An 18,734-nucleotide genomic window follows, 5' to 3' on the forward strand; every position below is an offset into this window, starting at 1 on the left:
CAAAAAAACGACAGTGCTCCTGTAAAAGGAAAACACTGCCGTTTTTTTCGTTTACCCTTCGATCAAGCTTACATCATCTAAATAAATTGTACTGCCCGCGCTAATTTCACTATTCGTCTCCATACTATTCCCATCTATAAGCCCTAGCAAAAACACCAGATGAACACCAGCGTCTGTTGCCCCATTCATGGTAAAAGTGTAGCTGTATTCGTCCATATTCTGGGTCAAGGCAACAAGCTCAGCTTCCATATATTTGGTGTAGTCCCCGCCCTTATGCTCCACAGCTACCTGAATATTGCGGTTTACTGTAGAACGAGCTTTAAACTTCAAGGTGTACGTTTTTCCCTGAACGAGCTTGAGATTTTCGTAATCCACCTGTGCGCTATAAGGGGCTTGCCCGGTACCTGTTAAGTTGATAGCAAATTCCCCCTCTTGAACAGAAGCAGATCCGATTCCGTCAAAATACTGGCTCCAGCCCGTTGCATCTACATCGAAGGTTCCATTATCCAGCGTACCGCTTGGCGGTGTTACTGGTGGACCCCCTTGTACCTCCCTGACCACAATATCGTCAAAAGAAATCGTATGCGGTGTACTGTTAGCCGCAGGATCAGCGCCCAGCGTTTTGCCGATCAGATAATTAAGCTTCAGCGGGTTGCTGTTCGACACCGTAAATTGTGCTGTATAAGTAGCCCAATCCGCATGAATATCAAACTTAGCTTGCGCGGAAGCAGCTGAAGTATTGGAGTATTCTAACACAATTTGGCGCGGAACCGTTGATTTTGCTTTGAAGCTCACCTCATATGTTTTTCCGCCCTCCAGTGGAATACCCTCTTGGAAAAATTGTGTATGCCACGCTTCCCATCCGGCCGACGTAATCAGGATTTCAGCTACGCCATCCTTCACATTAAACGCGGAGACGCCACCTTCTCCGGACCATGTAGTCCAGCCCGTCTTATCGCTGCCAAACGAACCATTGATGACTAGATTGTTATCATTAGCTAGAATAGTCTGCGCGACAGTTGCAGTAACATAATGTTCAGCCTCAACAGTAATGGTATAACTTCCTTCTGCCGGAAATACTGCTGCTTCAATTGTGATTTTTCCCGGTTCAATAGTGTACTGCTCTGCATTAAGTGTTGTACCGTTAACCTTTACCGCCATGATTTGATTCCGCCAATTTGCATTGTCGATAAAAGTAAGCTCAATCGGCTGCGAAACTCTGTTATTACTGCTGTCGCTTAGCAGCTCCTGCGGTTTGGCCGGTGCATTTTTGATCTCAAATTTCACATTGTCAATGATAATATCATGGTTTTGAGGAATACTAATCCCCTCAACCTTCCCAAGCAGGAATTTAAGAGACAATGTATCCTTGCTGCCTTGCCGGAATTCGAATCTGTAATGATTCGTCTCCGGCGTTACCTCCACAATATTGCTGAACGAGGCCTGATACGTACCATTTTCTACGTTCACCCCGATTTTGCGGATTACGGTTGAACTGGCATCAAATTCAACCACATAATCCATTCCAGCAGCAGCTTTCAAGTTGTTCTGAAACAACATTACAGAATACGCCTGACTGCCGGTATTCGTAATGCTAAATTTCGCTGCTCCATCTACAACCGTAGCGCTGCTCTGACCACCCTGCTCTGTCAACAGGCGGTCCCAGGCGCTAAACCCAAAGTTAAATTCACCATTCAGGAGTGGGTAATATATTAGCGATGGATCAAAATAGAAGCTAGTACGTATCATCTGGAAGTTATCCAGAACGACTGTATCCGCTGCCCCGTTTAACAATAATACGAATTGTCCTTCATGATCGGTTGCACCTACAAGATTGATAAAGGTGGCTTTAATTTTTTGCTCACCTTCGCTTAAGTTAACCGTTTGTTCTGCCTGTACACTGCCGTCTTTTCCTAGTAGTTGGACCGTTCCTGTGCGTGCAGAGGATACTGAAGCATTGAAGGTAACCTCGTAGTCCTGCCCTTGAATGAGCTGAATTCCCTTCTGAAGTAACCGAACCTCACCATTTTCACTGCCGCCAATCTGCAGCTTTAACTGACCATTGTCATTAACGCTTGATTCTACCGTGACACCACCAGCTGCTTCCGTATGCCAATAACTCATCCGATTGGGTTCGCCAATATCGAAAGTACCATTGTACAGATGATTACCGTTGGCCAGCGGTTCCTTCGCACTATCATGCGGGAATTGAATATTCTCAATCTCTTCTAATCTGACATTACCAAACCATACCGGTGAAATATTGGTACCCACGTTGAACTCGACGCGTGCAGCAATATCTGAGTTCTCCTTCATTTGAAACATCGTTTCGTAATGCGTCATCGCTGAAGTTAGATCTACCTTAAGCGATGGAGAATACGCTGCAAATCCACGAGATTCTCCACCTGTTAACCGAACGCTCATACTGCGGGACATATCGGTTTTGGCATCGAAGCTGAGTTTATAGAACCTGCCTTTAGCTATAGATACGATAGCTTGGGGTTGAATCGAATAAAAATTCCCGCCCCCACTGCTGATATCTACCTTCACATAATTGCGCTCCCCAATAGGAACGGTAGAAACCGTAGCTTCAGCCCCTGTTTCTTTATAAAGTGCCCAATGTGCGGTATTCGGGATTCCCATACCGCCATCCCCCGGCACCTGCTCCGAATAATTGTTGTTATAGACCATGTTGCCGTCTGCCAGTGCAAGCTTGGAGCCTTCCGGATAGGCTGCCTTCTCCAGTGTAACTGGAACAGGCTCACGGTACTCACGACCTGTCAGCTCGTAGACTCTAACGTAATCAATCTCCATCGATTTTGGAAATACGGTTTCGCTAGTCGGATCACCATCAAAGTTACCGCCTACGGCCAGATTCATCAGCAAGTGGAACTTCTGATTAAACGGTGCTGGATACACATTATTGGCAGGCTGCCCATTGCTGATGCTGTACCAGTCATTTTTGGTCGAATATAATTCACCATCCACATACCAGCGAATTTCGCCCGGCTCCCACTCAATAGAGTACGTATGGAACTGCTCAATCGTAGCGTTATCCGGAAATACATATTCTTTGCCGGAGTATACATTGTTCGGCGCCATACCGCCGTAATGAATCGTCCCCGCTACCGTGTCTGGACGACTGCCCCAGCCTTCCATAATATCAAGCTCACCGGAAGCAGCCCAAGTCCCGTACACATCGTTCTCCGGCAGCATCCAGATCGCCGGCCAGTACCCTTTTCCAGTAGGTGCTTTGGCCCGAATTTCAAATTTCCCATATTTCTTACTAAACAACCCTTTAGTCTTAATCCGTGTAGAAGTATATTGTTTGCCAGCTTTTTCTTCTTTGTGGGCCGTAATGATCAGGTTACCGTCCTGTTCCTTTACATTCTTCTCATCGTTGGTATACCACTGCTTCTCATTGTTTCCCCAACCTGGATTGTTGTATTGCGATCCATCTCCAAGGTCATAGGTCCACTTTGTTGCATCAATCTCTCCATCATCAAACTCATCCCCCCACACCAGTGTCCACGGATCAGTGGTTGGTGTTGGTGTTGGTGTTGGTGTTGGTGTTGGTGTTGGTGTTGGTGTTGGTGTTGGTGTTGGTGTTGGTGTTGGTGTTGGTGTTGGTGTTAGTGTCGGTGTTGGTGTTGGTGTTGGTGTTGGTGTTGGTGTTGGTGTTGGTGTTGGTGTTGGTGTTGGTGTTGGTGTTGGTGTTGGTGTTGGTGTTGGTGTGGCTGTTGGTGTTGGTGTTAGTGTCGGTGTTGGTGTTGGTGTTGGTGTCGGTGTGGCTGTTGGTGTCGGTGTGGCTGTTGGTGTCGGTGTGGCTGTTGGTGTCGGTGTGGCTGTTGGTGTCGGTGTGGCTGTTGGTGTCGGTGTGGCTGTTGGTGTCGGTGTGGCTGTTGGTGTTGGTGTTGGTGTTGGTGTTGGTGTTGGTGTTGGTGTTTCGATTGGCGTAGCAGTTGCCGTAGGTGCCGCCGTTGCTTCAGGTGTGGAGTTTGGTGTCGATATTGGACCTACATTTCCCGAACTGCTTGGCGCTGAGCTTGCTATTGGCAATGTTGTTTTGCCAGTGTTTCCTTTTTTTAATGCTACACCGCCAATCGTTACTCCATCGGCTTTGTTATCTATTGTGGTTACGCTTCCGCTGCCTTGAATTGTTGTACCTCCAGCGCTCGCAGATAGGATTAGTGCCGCCACTTGTGAATTGTTCTCCAATGTTAATTGGGCCGGACTTCCCAGAATAAGGCTGCCGACAGTTCCAAGGATTCTTAACAAAGAACCGCTGACTGCTGAGTCTGCCGAACGAACCGCTGCAAATGTTCCGCGAAGCGAAATATTGTGAGGAACGACATCCATCTCAACATCCCCAAACCCTGCCCCGGTAAGATCGCTACTTTCTTCCAAGATTGCCCCAGATAGCAGATGCACAGTACCCACAGCTGTTGACCCGCTGGCATAAACCCGAACCTTACCATTAGGCTTGGCTACTTGAAGCAGTCCAAGAGAAGTATGGTATAAGCCGATACTTTGCTCGCCGCCTCCCCGTACAAAAGTAGTCCCTGTTACCTTTACACCTTCAAGCTTTGCATTCCCTTCAGCTATCCCCTCGGTTAGATAAAGATTACCTTGGATGACCGTGTCTTTAAGAATCACGTCAGCCCGATTAATGACTACATTGCCCTTTACTGTTCCTAGTGAAGTCTCTCCTGATTTCAGGAGGAGTCCCGAAACCATTCGATCAGCCAACTGAGCTAACTCTGCACGGGTGATCCCACCATCTGGCTTAAACAAACCTCCAGGATATCCTTTTACAAAACCTGCACTCGATAGAACAGCTATTGCTTTTGCGGTTTCATCGCTGACTCCGTTCAGATCGGTGAATGCTGCTGTACTGCTTTTGTCTGCATTGAAACGAAACACTTTCTCCAATGCTAACGCCGCCTCAGCGCGCGAAAGTGCTTTTGAAGGATAAATATTGTTCTTCTGATCACTGCTTAAATATCCAGCTGCAATCCCTTTGGCTATATCATTTTTATACCAGTCTGTAGCCTGGACATCAGCGGGAACCTTATCCGATTGCTCCTGATAATTAAATATACGATTCATAATAGCTGCGAATTCTGCCTTCGTGACTTCCTTACCCGGACGAAACGACCCGTCGTCATATCCGCTTATGATCCCATTTGCGCTCCAACGCTGTAATGGGCCTGCGGCCCAATGACTTGGAGATACATCAGTAAACGCTTTCAATCCATTGATTGGTTCATTTTCCACTTTCGTTGCCGCTGAATCAGGTGAGCTTTCCTTTAACGCCTCTGCCGCTGAAGCATTCATGCTCCCAACCGGTGATAGCAGCCCGGTGACAAGGAGCATAGCAGCAAGTGCTGCTGTGAAATTCCTTTTCATCCTAAACATCACTCCTCGAATTTCGTAATATTCGTAATTCAAGCGAAAAATCGAAATCGGTTTCGACAATGCTATTGTTGCTTAGTTTTCTATTTTTGTAAAGATGTAATTTTGAATTTTTTTACATAGATTATTTTGGAATAAATCTGCATAGTGAAATATATATTTGACTTGTTTCGGCAATAATAATAGACTGAAAATAATTGAATTTTCATTCACCCTATTCATAATAACTCGCAAATAACCGCTCTAGAACAGTCTTTTTCTCAAATTTCAACTATTTAGCGGAGGGTGGCTTTATTAACTATGAATATCAAAATGATTGCCGAAATGGCCGGCGTTTCTGTCTCGACTGTTTCGAAAATTATGAACAATTACAGCGATGTTTCCGAAAAAACCAAGCAAAGAGTTTTGGAGATCATCGAACAAACCGGATATTCACCTTCCAACTCCGCCAAGACACTCGCAACTAAGAAGTCGAATCTGATCGGGGTTATTTTTGCTGGCGAGCTTAATGTCGAATTTACCCATCCCTTTTTCGTAGAAGTGCTAAATTCCTTTAAAAAGCAGATGGGCGTTCTGGGCTACGATCTCATTTTCTTTTCCAACGAGAAATTCATCAGCAGCGGCGATTATTTCGCTCGATCTGTTCATTTTAATGTGGATGGATGTGTCATTATTTCCGGGCAAAAGATGGAGCCTACCATCCGCGATCTGGATATGAGCAGTATTCCTTGTATCGGGGTCGACCTTGAGCTAAAGGGCAAAAAATCCGGCTTTGTGATGTCAGATAACTTTCAGGTTTCTTCCAAGGTCGTGGAGCATTTTTATCTACTTGGCTACAGAGAGCTTGGATTTATCGGAAGTGCAGCGGATTCAGATATTTCTAACCTGCGGGAATCCGGATATGTCAAAGCTATTGAAAGTTTTGGCCTCACTTTGAACCGTCGGTGGTTTGTTCATGGCGACGATTTCTTTGAGCCCAGCGGTTATACGGCTATGCAGCAATTAATTCAAGCCGGAAATTTACCAAAAGCCATTTTTGCGGCTTCTGATTTGCTGGCTCTGGGAGCCATCCGGGCTTTGAAAGAACACGGCCTCAGCGTTCCTGAAGATATTGCCATTATCGGTTGTGACGACATTGAAGCCTGTAAATATACCAGTCCAAAACTATCGACCATCCGCCAGAACAAAGAACGGCTTGGCATCCTCGCTGCTCATATGCTCTATGACTTGATTAACAATCAGTCTGGCGGTGGATCGTTTGTAGTGGAGCCTGTGCTTATTGTACGTGAATCCTGTGGCAGTCAATTAAATACTCAGTAATCAAAAAAAAGACAACAGCCAATGTAAGCGGGTTTCCGCAAACGGCGTTGTCTTTTTTTGATTAACCGAAACGTTTCGTTATAAACATTCATTGGACATCAACTCACCAAATTCCACTTCTTAATATGGAGTAGGTATCCCTACTTGATGATCCAAATTCAACTCAATCAATTGCCCAGCCTGGGTCAATCCGGCACCAAAACCATACATCAGGATCTTTTGTCCATTTTGTACTTTACCCTCGCGGATGCCCAAATCGAGTGCTAAAGGAATCGTGGCAGCAGAAGTATTGCCGAAATTCACAAGACTGTGCAACACCTGCTCCAGCGGATAATTTAATCGCTCGCATATTGGCTCAATCATGCGCATATTAGCGCTGTGTGGAATAAACCAGTCTACTTCCTCCAGAGTTACCTCCGCTTTTTCAAGCAGCTGTTGCACACCTAAAGGAACCGTTCTGACCGCCCAGCGAAACACTTCACGTCCGTTCTGTACCAGCATTTGTGTTTCTACCAGCTCAATATTGTTTACAGTATGGGCAAGCCCCGTACGGTACACATGATGTGCCCCACCGCCATCACTTGCCAGCTGGAAGCCCAAAAATCCCGTCGACTGCTCATCACTTTCCACAAGCACAGCTCCCGCTCCATCCCCAAAAAGAATACATGTACTGCGGTCAGTATAATCCGTAATCTTGGAGATCGTATCCGCACCAATAACCAGTACCTTACGATGCATTCCTGAGGCCACATAACTGTGAGCAGTATGCAGTGCATAGACAAAACCCGCGCATGCTGCGCTCAAATCCATAGCACCCGCAGTCTGTGGAATGTTAAAGCGATTTTGAATCAAAGAAGCTACTGAGGGAAAGGAAAAGTCAGGTGTGCTCGTAGCTACCAGGACCATATCGACATCCTGAACGCTTTTTCCATAACGAGTCATAAGATCCTGCACAGCTGCTGCACATAAATCACTTGTATACTCATCCTGCCGACTAATTCGACGCTCACGGATTCCGGTCCGTTGCACAATCCATTCATTATTTGTATCTACGATCTGTTCCAGATCGGCATTAGTCAGTCTTTTAGCTGGGACATAGGTTCCGATAGCGGTAATTTTTGCACCTGTCATTCCAATCACCTCTTCAATTAGTATCTGATATTAGTACTTGGTACTAATTATAACTCTGTGCCTGCTAAAAAGTAAAGAAGGCCGGTAAAGCATCCTAGCTTCCCGGCACTTCCTAAACCTTACGAACCCACTTAGAACCGTTTTCTATTACGCTGCTTTCTTTTTCTGACGAACAATATAATCGCAGTTACAATAACCACCACTAAAATGATAAGCACAATCACGATATTCCATACATTAGGCACATAAACCTGCATTTGAATTGGCTCTGTATCCGCTAGTGTAACATTCCAAGTAAGGGTTCTGCCGTCCTCCACATTTGCATTATTGTCTCCATATAAATCCACAGGTAACGTTAATTTAAAGTCGAAAGCCATGTTTTGCAAAAACGCCCGAATAATCGGCTTCGATAAGCTGAGCGATCCCATATTATCCATTATGGTGTCTATGTAACTATTTAATTTGGGCTTCGCCTCAACATCATATTTGGTATAAAACCAATAATCCTTGGTATCTAATTTCAGGTCCACAATATCCAAGTCACCAGAGAGTGCTTTCATTTCCTCAAAAGAGGCATAAGATTTCATGAATTCATAGACTGTAGATTTTCCATCTTGGCTTTTCTCTAGCTCAATCCCCTGATCTTTAAGTTTGTTTACCAGAGCATCTTCCATTTTTCCGCTAATCAACGCTTCTGCCCGCGAATTCACTTTCATATTCACTGCAAAATCTACGCTTCCATTCTTATTCACTGTGACATGCGCTGTTCCTTTAGAACAGCCTGATAATAGTACAAGCATTAAGAGCAGCCCTAGTAACGAAAACCCTCTCCATTTTGACAACAACATTTCCCTCAAACCCTTCACTAACATGTATTTATATAACGGCTACCCATTCTATAAAGGCTACCTCATTTATATCATAGAATCAAACTCTATATGAATGAATAATCAAATTTGAGGACCGTCAAACTTAAACTTTATACGCGCATAAAAAAGAGGCCCTCACAGAAGTAATCATTTCTACTCATGAGGTAACCTCTTTCAAAAAAACATCAGCAAATTTGATGTTACTTGGAGTGCTCGTTGTCGCTTGGGTGCACGGTGTTACTTGGACTTTCAAAGTCGCTTTCGGACCTCAGAGCCGTTATTTCCGCACAAACGCCTCTTTTCATGAGCTATCGGACACCAGAGTCACTATTGGTGAAAAACGACCCCATTATGAGCCATTTCACGAGGAATAGCGCCCCTCCAGTCCGAAACTAACCGGAAAAGGCTCTAAATTAGCAAATAGCGGCAGTTGAGTCCGAAAGCACAACGCCAGACCTCCCGCAACCGCCCTACTGCCCCTAAACTAATCAATTTTTAAGCCACAGAGTTGATCTATGTTACTTGAAGTGCTCGATGTTACTCGGGATGTTCAAAGTTACTTGGAGTGCTCGACGTTACTCGGGATGCTTAGTGTTACTTGGAGTGCTCGACGTTACTCGGGATGATCAAAGTTACTTGAAGTGCTCGACGTTACTCGGGATGATCAAAGTTACTTGAAGTGCTCGCCGTTACTCGGGATGATCAAAGTTACTTGAAGTGCTCGACGCTACTCGGGATGATCAAAGTTACTTGAAGTCCTCGACGCTACTCGGGATGATCAAAGTTACTTGAAGTGCTCGTTGTCGCTTGGGTGCACGGTGTTACTTGGACTTTCAAAGTCGCTTTCGGACTCCAGAGCCGTTATTTCCGCACAAACGTCTCTTTTCATAAGCTATCGGACTCCAGTGTCACTATTGCCTCAAAATTACCCCTACATGAGCCATTTCACGAGGAATAGCGCCCCTCCAGTCCGAAACTAACCGGAAAAGGCTCTAAATTAGCAAATAGCGGCATCTGAGTCCGAAAGCACAACGTCATCCCTCCCGCAACCGCCCTACCGCCTCCCGCAACCGCCTTACTACCGCCTCCCGCAACCGCCCTACTATCGCACTACTGCAGCACTACTACCACCCTACTGCCGAAACAAAAACACTACTCCACAAACAACGTCCTACTCTAAAACCACTCCATTGCCCATCAAGCTGGGCTTATAGAGTCCCGCTTATGTGGTTAACGAGGCGCTTCTTTTCCCCGCTCCATGTAGTGAAGCATTCTCTTCACTCAAGCCGATGTCCGCTTGGCGGAGAACCTTTCGCCCCCTCCAGCGCGCCAAAACAAGCAAACCTCTCACCAATTCGTCGGCTATCATACAACAATAGATTCCTATGAGTCCCCAGCCGAAGCTGATTCCTAACCAATAGGAGCAGCCCACGCCAATGAGGGACATAGACACGATGGAAGTATACATCGTATAACGCGTATCCCCGATGGCATTCAGCGCGTTGCCGAGGGCCATATTCAGCATTTTGGAGGGCTGGAGCAATAGATTTAGAGCTAACAAAGAAACCCCGATCGCAATAATTTTCGGATCAGATGTGAAATAAGCGAGCAGCTGTTTTCCGAACAGGAATAGTAACAGCATGTTAGCTGACACAATGCTCAAACCAATGAAGAGTGTACGATATGCACTGCGGTAAGCTTCTTTCAGTTTGCCTGCTCCGAATAAATGAGCAATCTGTATCTGCCCCGCCAGCGCAAAAGCATAACCAAGCGTGAAGCAAAAGGACTCCAAGGTGTTAAGATACGTGCGTGCTGCTAACGCTTCGGCTCCAAGTGCAGCCAGAAAGGAATACACAATAAGCTGGGAGAATACCCAACAGGAAGAATTGATCCCGAGAGGCCAGGCAATCTTCAGAATTTGCTTGAACAGCTTGCCATTGAATATGCGGAAATCTCTAAGTCTAACCTTGATCTCGAAAGAACGCCGGAATAAGGAGTAGAGAATAATCACTCCGACCAGTCTACTGACAATACTGGAGATCGCGATGCCCGCAAGGCCTAGCTGTGGCAGACCGAATACACCAAATATAAAAATATAGTTCAGAATTATATGGATGACATTGATTATAATCCCTGTGTACATCGGCCCTTTGGTATTCCCTGTGTTCCGGATAGCGGTACCGAGGGAAGCGATCATCCCGACCATAAAAAGTCCACCGCCGACATAGGAGATATAGACATTCGAAAGTGATAATAGTTCCGGTGCTATATTTAGAACCCCACCAATAGGGCCCGCATAGAAAAACAACACAATACTCACGACAATCCCCAACACGAGGCTAACCGATACTCCCATAATAGCAATCGTGCGCGCTTCACCAAAACGTTTGGAGCCCATTCTCTGTGCGATCAGAATCCCCGCTCCACCCGCAAATGTTGTAAAAAGTGTGGTCAATGCACCGAACAATTGATTGGAAATGCCGACTACGGCGACTGCATCATCAGAGATACGGCTGACCATTAATGTATCTACCGTACCCAGCAGAGTCTGTAGAAATACCTCTATAAATATAGGCCAAGCCAATACCCAGAGTCCAAAACCCTGTCTTTCTTTTTTCACTATACAAACCCTCCTCGTAAACCATACCTACAGACTTAGCCTAAAAAATAACATCTTTATTCATTAGGTCAGACTAAATTATAGATGATATACTTTGGATGATGGTACAGATTTCAAACCAATTATTACATTATTCCAACCTCACTAAAAGGAGCTTCTGACATGAACATCTTGAACTTCACCGTTCCTCCGTTGCTGTACTACATTGTAAGCGGATTCCATACTTTCTCCCCCGGCCATTATCATATGAGCCGCCATAATACCCGGGTGTTCGATTTGCTTGTAGTTAAACAAGGCTGTTTATATATGAGTGAAGGCGGTCTCCCTTTTCAAGTAAAAGCGGGTCAGGCGCTCTTGCTTCGTCCAGACAGCCATCATTTCAGTACGGACAGCTGCAAGGAATCCACCTCTTATTATTGGCTGCATTTTCAAACGGTGGGCGACTGGAATATAACCGAGGATACGGCCGCTGCGCTTGAGAAAGACAACGTCAAAATAGAGAACCCCCTGCAATCTGACGAATTTGATATCCGGCCGTTTAGCTTACGCTTGCCTCAATATACAACTCTGCTGCAGCCGTCCAAGATGGAAGAGCTGCTCTCGCAGCTGAATCAGCTTGTGCCTAATTCCCATTTAAGTGATACTCCATTTCAGCAGCAGCTGTTGTTTCAGGAGGTTATACAGCAGTTATCCGCCTCCCTCAGCCATGAGCGCCCCTCGCCCTCCAAAATATGCGCAGAGCAAGCGGCCTCCTATTTACGCAGCCATTTTCGTGAGCATATCACTGCGCAGCAGCTCGGGGAAAGTCTAAGCTTTCACCCTGTATATATCGCTCGTTGCATGAAGAAGGAATACGGCTGTGCGCCGATGGAATATCTGCTGCATTATCGGATTCAGCAAAGTAAACTTTTGCTGATGCAGACCAGCTACACAATTGCCCGTATAGCCGAGGAAGTTGGCTTCAATCAGGCGCCTTACTTCAGCTCCAGCTTTATTCGAATAGAAGGAACCACTCCACGGGAATTCCGTCAACGTTTCTCGTAAATCCGAGTACGTTAAAGAACACAAAAAAAAGGGATGCTCCCTGCCATTAGGCTTAAGGAACATCCCTTGCTACTTTTATTATTTCAAACCCTTCTCCTGCACATAAGCATCCCATTGCTTGATATATTCGGTCTGGATTTTCTCAAGACCGGCTTGCTTAGCCTTTTCCATAAAGGTGGCTAAACCCGCATCAACATCCTCTACTAATCCAGCTTGCAATGGATACAGGTATTGCTTTTCCACCTGCTCTAGTGCTGCTTTTTCCGCCTGATAAGAGGTATAATCCTCAGCAAAACCGGTGAAAATATCCGGCTTCTGAATTTTGTCGAGCTCAGCGAAAATTTCCTTCACGCCATCATAGGATTTATCAAATAGCATGAACTCCGGATTCCGCCAGGCCCAGCCATTCATTCCCTCGCGTGTAAAACCGTTCGTTGAAGCATCTCCAATAAGTTCATAGTAGCCGTTCGCATCAATTTTATAGTTCTTTCCTTCCACACCGTATTGTGTCAGCTGATTATAACGTTTATCCATGACCATTTTTTCATAGAAGGCCAGTGCACGTTCAGGGTTCTTGCTGCTCTTCGGAATGGCGAAACCATTATGAATAGGATGAACTGGTGTTGCATAACCAATGGTATTGCCATAAGGATAGTAACCTAGATCCCAATCCGGATGTGCTGCTTTCACCTTCATCAACGTATCGTTGAAGCGAGTCGGATTATCTCCGAAGATGCTTGCTGCCTTGCCCGCGATAATCGGAGCCTGGATGGTATCCTTCAAGTTCAGGACGTTTTTGGAAATTAATCCGTTTTCCTGCCAGCGTCTCATCGTCAGCAGCTCTTCTTTATGTTCCTCCGAACCCCAATACAGATAAGCTTTTGAAGGATCATCGTACTTAATACCAATACCATAAGGCAGCGGACTGCCGACCTGTGCGGTAAGTGTTGAATATACATCATGAATGTTACCTCTTACATCACTGTTAAAAGAAGCAGGCGACATCTGAGGTTCATTTTTCTTGATTCCTTCCATGTATGCTTCATAGCTAGCCAGATCTGTCGGCTGAGGCAGATTGTATTTCTTGCGCAGATCCTCACGCCATACGAAGCCGTTCGTTACATACTCCTTATAAGTCGCTGGAACGGTGTAAATCTTGCCATCAATCTTCACAGCATCCCACATTTCCTGTGGTACGAATTGCTGGAGCTCTGGGGCAGCTTTGGGCAGCAGATCATCTATAGCTAAAAAAGCTCCCTTTTTCGCATAAGCCTGATATTGTGTCCAGTCCGCAGTGAAGATCAGATCGATTGATTGACCCGACGACAGCAGCAGCTTATATTTCTGATCCCAATCTGTCCAGGTTGTATAGTTGAATTTAACGGTTGCATTCAGATCCTCTTCGGCCATTTTGTTAATTTCCGCTTCAATGCTTGAGAGGTCCTTCGGCGCATCGCCTAGCATATAGAATTGCAGCTCGACCTTTTTGGAAGTGTCCAGTCCGGTCTTCTCCTCCGTCCCTGCGTTCGTACTTTGTGCTGTGTTTCCTCCGCTATTACTCTCTTTTACCGCCGCATTGTCTCCGTTTGCAGAATTAGAATTCCCCCCGCAGCCTGCCAGCAGCGTCAAGCCCAGTACTGACGTAAGCAGAATAGACATGCGTTTGCCCCGTTGTTTATTCATCTGAATCCTCCCTTTTCACTATGCTTCTATGTTAGCCGACTGTACCTTAACCCGGTAGTGGGCAGGTTGCGGTTCTAACCTTTTACAGCGCCGATGGTTAGGCCTTTGACAAAATAACGCTGAACGAACGGGTACAGAAAAAGAATAGGTCCCGTCACGACAATTGCCATCGCCATTTTGGTAGACTCAGCAGGGACCTCCGTAGCCAGTGACACCCCGGTTCCCGCCCCCATCTGTGCGATAAACTGTGCTGAATTAATAACATTGTACAGATAGAATTGCAGCTGATATTTATGCGTATCATTGATGAACAGTGAAGAGGTGAACCAGTCATTCCAGTAATACAAAGCCAGAAACAAACCGACTGTAGCGATGCCCGGCATGGAAAGCTTGAGTACAATCTGCCAGTAAATCCGGAAATCACCGGCCCCGTCTATTTTGCCAGAATCGAACAATTCCTCAGGAACTGCTGATTTGATGAAGTTTTTCATTAAAATGATCAAAAATGGCGTCATCAGACCTGGAAGCACCAGTACCGCATAGGAATCCAGCAGACCGAGGTATTTCGTAATCATGATGTACCACGGGACAAGTCCTCCCCCAAACAAAGTCGTAAAGTATATATAGAAGGAAAAGCTATTTCGATATTTAAAATCTTTACGCGCCAGTACATAACCCGCCATAGTCATGAAAAAAAGTCCCATTACCGTTCCAATAGCAGTTGTGCTGACTGTGACCGCATATGCCCGCAGCACCTCATCCGGGAAGATGAATACCGTCTTGTAGCCCTCCAGTGAGAACTGTGCCGGAATCAGATGATAGCCATCGCGAATAATGGACTCATTGCTGGTCAAAGATGCAGAGATAATTAGCAAAAAGGGCAGCAGGCAAGCGATCGATAAGCCAATAATGACCACATAGGCAATCCAATGAAGCATTCGCGTATATTTATCCTTTTGAATTTTCATTTCTTATCCTCCTAGAACAGGGCGTAGTCATCGTTTATTTTGCGGATAATGTAGTTGACCGTCATAATGAGGACGAAGCCGAACAAGGATTGATAGACCCCGGCAGCCGTTGCCATGCCCACATCAAAGGTTACTTTAAGCGAACGGTATACATAGGTATCAAGGATATCCGTCGTATTGTAGAGCAGCCCGTTATTGCCTATTAATTGATAGAAAAGATCGAATTGGCCCTTCATAATACTCCCGAGCGCAAAGAGCAGCAGCACCACAAAGGTTGATTTCAGCATCGGCACCGTTATATACCAAATCCGTTGGAAAATATTAGCGCCATCAATTTTGGCCGCTTCATAATATTCGTCACTAATCCCCGTAATCGCCGCCAGATAAATCACCATACTGTAACCAAGATTTTTCCATAGATAAAAGATAATGATCAGAAAGATCCATGCCCAAGGTTTACTGTAAACGTCGACCGGATCAAGGCCAAATTGGGTAAGCATTGTATTTAAGAAACCGCTGTCATAATTAAACAAGTTGTAGACAATTACGCTGAGAATTACAAAAGATACGAAGTAAGGCAGAAACATTACCGATTGGCTAATCTTTTTAAACCATTTTCCATTGAGCTCACTCAGCAGGATCGCACAGACAATTGCCAGCACATTTCCCAGTACAATAAAAGCAATATTGTATCCTATCGTGTTCATCGTGAGCTTCACCAGCGTACCGGATCTCCAGAGGAACTCGAAATTCTGTAATCCCACAAACTTGGAGTTGAACATGCTGCTGTTGAAGTCGAATTGAGTGAACGCATAATAGATGCCTACCATTGGAAAATAGGAATTCACCAGAAAAAAGATCAAGGTGGGCAGCAGCATCAGAAACATTACCCGATTGTGCACCAGCTCATACAACAATCCTTTCTTCTTTCTTGTCGTTCGTAAGCGTGCTCTACCATCAGCCTGGATGCCAAGTTCGACGTTTGAAATTCCTTTGGATGAGGTTTGGCTCAAGATCTCTCACTCCCCCTTAATATAGAAACTGCATAATTCCACTATAGGGGGATTCTTCTGAACACAGAAGTGAAGCTTACAAGCCTTACTGCACAAACTGGCGAAACAGGAACTGAACAATCAGGATGTTTATGTAAAAGTCTTCGGAGACCCCCAGAGCTTCTCAAGCTTCGCTAACTCCTTATAATCCTTGTAGAAAAGACTGTTTTGTACACGAATATTTAATTTGTTCACTCCCTTCAGATTGGAAAAATGCAGGATTCTAAGGTTGCTCCACTGTTCTGTTCACTCTTGGGGACTTATAATAAAGGAACTTCATAATATGAATTCATCCAGAGTCTTGTCCGAGTAAGTCATATGATGATCAGGGGGGACGGTATGAAGAATAATGATCTACGGAGAAAAAGACTACTGTATGGCAAGCTGCTCACCACCATAACCCTGTGCATATCGTTAACCCTTCTTATCTCTACTTTTGTTTACTATACGTACTACATCGGCGTCGAGAAGACGCAAACCTTTCGCTCCGATCTAAGGGATCTGACCCAGACTGGCAAAAAAGTGGTCAACATGGCTGAAGTCGCGCAAACGCTTTCATTTCAACTGTATCGAACCAGCACGATTTCTCATCTGTTGTTCTACAACAAGCCCTCTATTTATGAGGTAACCGCGGCGATGTCCGATCTCGGAAACTACTTAAATTCCATGCCTTATATTGAATCCATCTATGTATATAATCCGAATAATGACACGGTTTATATTTCGGCAGCACAGGGCCAGAATGGCGTATTCACCACCCGCGAACTGGTGGACACTGAAATTATTCAGATGCTGAATCATTATCAGGATTACAAAACATTTACGCCGATTCCGCGAACCTATTCCATAGATGAACCTGAGAAAAAAAACATCTCAGTCTATACTTACCTTTGCTATGATGCGATCAATTGGGACCGCTCTATTAACTCTGCGGTTATTGTTAACATATCCGCGGCTTGGATCAATAAAGAACTGGCTAACGGCAATACACCCGGTAGTGGCAGTACCTACATTTTGGATGACCAAGGCCGTTTTCTGTCGGGGAATAAGCTGACATTGGAGAAGCTCTCCGGGGATGAAAACAGTTGGCTGGAGCATCAAGTAAAAGCACGTTCTGCCGGCTATTTTACTGCCCCTTTTAGAGGGAATAAATCACTGGTGTCCTATACTTCGCCCGATTCGCTTGGCTGGCAATATGTGCGCATTACTCCTTATGAGGTAATTACTGAACAGACCAATCATATCCGCAATACTACGCTTCTGATTTCTTTAATTATTTTATTGTTCGGTCTTGTTATTTCTAGGGTACTGTCCAAACGGCTTTATCTGCCGATTGATTCGATCGTAAGCCGAATGAACACCCTTGAGGCAGATAAACGCAACAGCATGTTCACGATCAGGCAGAACTCATTACGCAATCTGGTGCTTGGCATTAAATCTCCTCATAACAGCCGGCAAAATGATGTTCAACAGCTGGGTATTTCTTTTAATTTAAACGAGGGCTACCGGCTAGTATTACTACGCATTGATGAGTACGAAGCTCTGCGAAAGGAACGAGGCTCTTATCTCCTTCCGTACAAGTTTGCCATCATGAATATTGCCTCAGAGATCTGTGGACAGACTTATCAGGTGGAAACTGTAGATATGAATGACGATAGTGTAGTCATGTTGCTTAGCAGCATGACCTCCACTGAACATCTGGATACCGAGCTAATTGAAGTGCTGCTGCGGCAGATCCGCGTGGCCTGTTGTGATTATCTAAAAATCGGACTGTCGTTAGTGTACAGCCCCATCAGTGATAATCCAGATGTACTAAACCGGCTGTACAGTCAGGCCAGAGAAGCTTCCAAACATAGACTGTTTTATGGTCATGGCAGCTTGATCAATGCTGAGCGCATTAGCGAGCTTCAGAACAATCTTTACTCCTACCCGGCTGACAGCGAAAAAAAGCTGGTCGATGCGCTCACAAGTGGCAGAACAGACGAAGCCCGCAGTCACTTCTCCGAAATGGTACGTGAAATGGAGCAATATCCCTATCATGTGCTGGAACTTACTGTTTCAAGGGTGACGCTAACGATTAAACGAATTGTCGATAACATCAAGAAGCTTAGTCCTACCCCCACCGAAGGGATAATGGTGATACCTTCGCTTGAACATTATGAAACAATAGAAGAATTTGAGGCAGCTTTTTACCAGCTTTTTGATCATATTCAGGAATTCCAAGCGGATAAGCGCAGCTCCAAGCAAAGCGATCTAATCCGGCAAATCAACCAAACCATTCAGCAATCTTACATGGACCCTTGCTTGAGTCTGAACCAAATTGCCGATGAACTTAATATGTCTCCAATCTATGTCAGCAGACTTTATAAGCAGCAGACCCTAACCACTATTGTGGATGTCATCATGGAGGTACGGATGAAGGAAGTATGCCGCCTGCTTGTAGAGAGTGATTTATCGGTATCGGATATTGCTGAAGTAACTGGCTTCACCAGCAGTTCTTATCTCCACCGGATGTTCAAACGCAACTTCAGCCTTACACCAATAGAATTCAGACGGACCAAAAACAGTTCATAACATGAATCACCTATCCCCCAAAAAGAAAGGTGCTCCAGCAGCCATTACATTGGCCTTT

The 18,734-nt window shown here is 45.2% G+C and carries 10 protein-coding genes; 3 read left to right on the forward strand and 7 right to left on the reverse strand.

The window, feature by feature from the left end:
- Positions 1–51 precede the first annotated feature (51 nt).
- Positions 52–5,409, reverse strand: coding sequence for a carbohydrate binding domain-containing protein (locus tag MHI25_RS26315; RefSeq protein ID WP_340394594.1), 5,358 nt, complete (start codon positions 5,407–5,409; stop codon positions 52–54).
- Between the two features lie 306 nt (positions 5,410–5,715).
- Between MHI25_RS26315 and MHI25_RS26320 the strand changes: the two genes are divergently transcribed.
- Positions 5,716–6,735 (forward strand): LacI family DNA-binding transcriptional regulator, encoded by a 1,020-nt coding sequence (locus MHI25_RS26320; RefSeq protein WP_340394595.1) that lies wholly within the window; start codon positions 5,716–5,718, stop codon positions 6,733–6,735.
- Between the two features lie 120 nt (positions 6,736–6,855).
- Here MHI25_RS26320 and MHI25_RS26325 read toward each other — a convergent pair whose 3' ends face one another.
- The 3 genes from MHI25_RS26325 to MHI25_RS26335 all read right to left on the reverse strand — a co-directional run bounded on the left by MHI25_RS26325 (position 6,856) and on the right by MHI25_RS26335 (position 11,358).
- On the reverse strand, positions 6,856–7,866 hold the full coding sequence (locus tag MHI25_RS26325) for a ketoacyl-ACP synthase III (protein WP_340394596.1): 1,011 nt from the start codon (positions 7,864–7,866) through the stop codon (positions 6,856–6,858).
- Between the two features lie 131 nt (positions 7,867–7,997).
- Entirely contained in the window at positions 7,998–8,714 is a 717-nt protein-coding gene (locus MHI25_RS26330) for a hypothetical protein (protein ID WP_175619988.1), read from the reverse strand.
- A gap of 1,243 nt (positions 8,715–9,957) precedes the next feature.
- Positions 9,958–11,358 carry an MATE family efflux transporter gene (locus MHI25_RS26335; RefSeq protein ID WP_076280145.1) on the reverse strand — a complete coding sequence of 467 codons (1,401 nt, stop codon included), beginning with the start codon at positions 11,356–11,358 and terminating at the stop codon, positions 9,958–9,960.
- 159 nt (positions 11,359–11,517) lie between these two features.
- On the opposite strand from MHI25_RS26335, the gene MHI25_RS26340 reads away from it, so the two are divergent.
- On the forward strand, positions 11,518–12,399 hold the full coding sequence (locus MHI25_RS26340; RefSeq protein ID WP_076194140.1) for an AraC family transcriptional regulator: 882 nt from the start codon (positions 11,518–11,520) through the stop codon (positions 12,397–12,399).
- Between the two features lie 78 nt (positions 12,400–12,477).
- Here MHI25_RS26340 and MHI25_RS26345 read toward each other — a convergent pair whose 3' ends face one another.
- The 3 genes from MHI25_RS26345 to MHI25_RS26355 all read right to left on the reverse strand — a co-directional run bounded on the left by MHI25_RS26345 (position 12,478) and on the right by MHI25_RS26355 (position 15,937).
- Positions 12,478–14,088, reverse strand: a complete 1,611-nt coding sequence (locus MHI25_RS26345; protein WP_139329889.1) for an extracellular solute-binding protein — start codon at positions 14,086–14,088, stop codon at positions 12,478–12,480.
- A gap of 68 nt (positions 14,089–14,156) precedes the next feature.
- Positions 14,157–15,050: a carbohydrate ABC transporter permease gene (locus MHI25_RS26350; RefSeq protein ID WP_036685379.1), complete on the reverse strand. Its 894-nt coding sequence runs from the start codon at positions 15,048–15,050 to the stop codon at positions 14,157–14,159.
- 11 nt (positions 15,051–15,061) lie between these two features.
- A complete protein-coding gene (locus tag MHI25_RS26355; protein WP_094903677.1) occupies positions 15,062–15,937 on the reverse strand; it encodes an ABC transporter permease subunit in 876 nt (291 codons plus the stop codon).
- Between the two features lie 504 nt (positions 15,938–16,441).
- Here MHI25_RS26355 and MHI25_RS26360 point away from each other — a divergent pair.
- A complete protein-coding gene (locus MHI25_RS26360) occupies positions 16,442–18,676 on the forward strand; it encodes an AraC family transcriptional regulator (protein WP_340394597.1) in 2,235 nt (744 codons plus the stop codon).
- Positions 18,677–18,734 lie beyond the last annotated feature (58 nt).

It is taken from the genome of Paenibacillus sp. FSL E2-0177 (assembly GCF_037992975.1).
Taxonomy (GTDB): Bacteria; Bacillota; Bacilli; order Paenibacillales; family Paenibacillaceae; genus Paenibacillus_AQ; species Paenibacillus_AQ odorifer.

Bases quoted from the DNA above. Each gene is read 5' to 3' on its own strand.
- MHI25_RS26330 (WP_175619988.1), bottom strand. From the start codon at position 8,714: ATGTTGTTGTCAAAATGGAGAGGGTTTTCGTTACTAGGGCTGCTCTTA.
- MHI25_RS26360 (WP_340394597.1), top strand. From the start codon at position 16,442: ATGAAGAATAATGATCTACGGAGAAAAAGACTACTGTATGGCAAGCTG.
- MHI25_RS26315 (WP_340394594.1), bottom strand. From the start codon at position 5,409: ATGAAAAGGAATTTCACAGCAGCACTTGCTGCTATGCTCCTTGTCACC.
- MHI25_RS26350 (WP_036685379.1), bottom strand. From the start codon at position 15,050: ATGAAAATTCAAAAGGATAAATATACGCGAATGCTTCATTGGATTGCC.
- MHI25_RS26325 (WP_340394596.1), bottom strand. From the start codon at position 7,866: ATGACAGGTGCAAAAATTACCGCTATCGGAACCTATGTCCCAGCTAAA.
- MHI25_RS26320 (WP_340394595.1), top strand. From the start codon at position 5,716: ATGAATATCAAAATGATTGCCGAAATGGCCGGCGTTTCTGTCTCGACT.
- MHI25_RS26355 (WP_094903677.1), bottom strand. From the start codon at position 15,937: ATGTTTCTGATGCTGCTGCCCACCTTGATCTTTTTTCTGGTGAATTCC.
- MHI25_RS26340 (WP_076194140.1), top strand. From the start codon at position 11,518: ATGAACATCTTGAACTTCACCGTTCCTCCGTTGCTGTACTACATTGTA.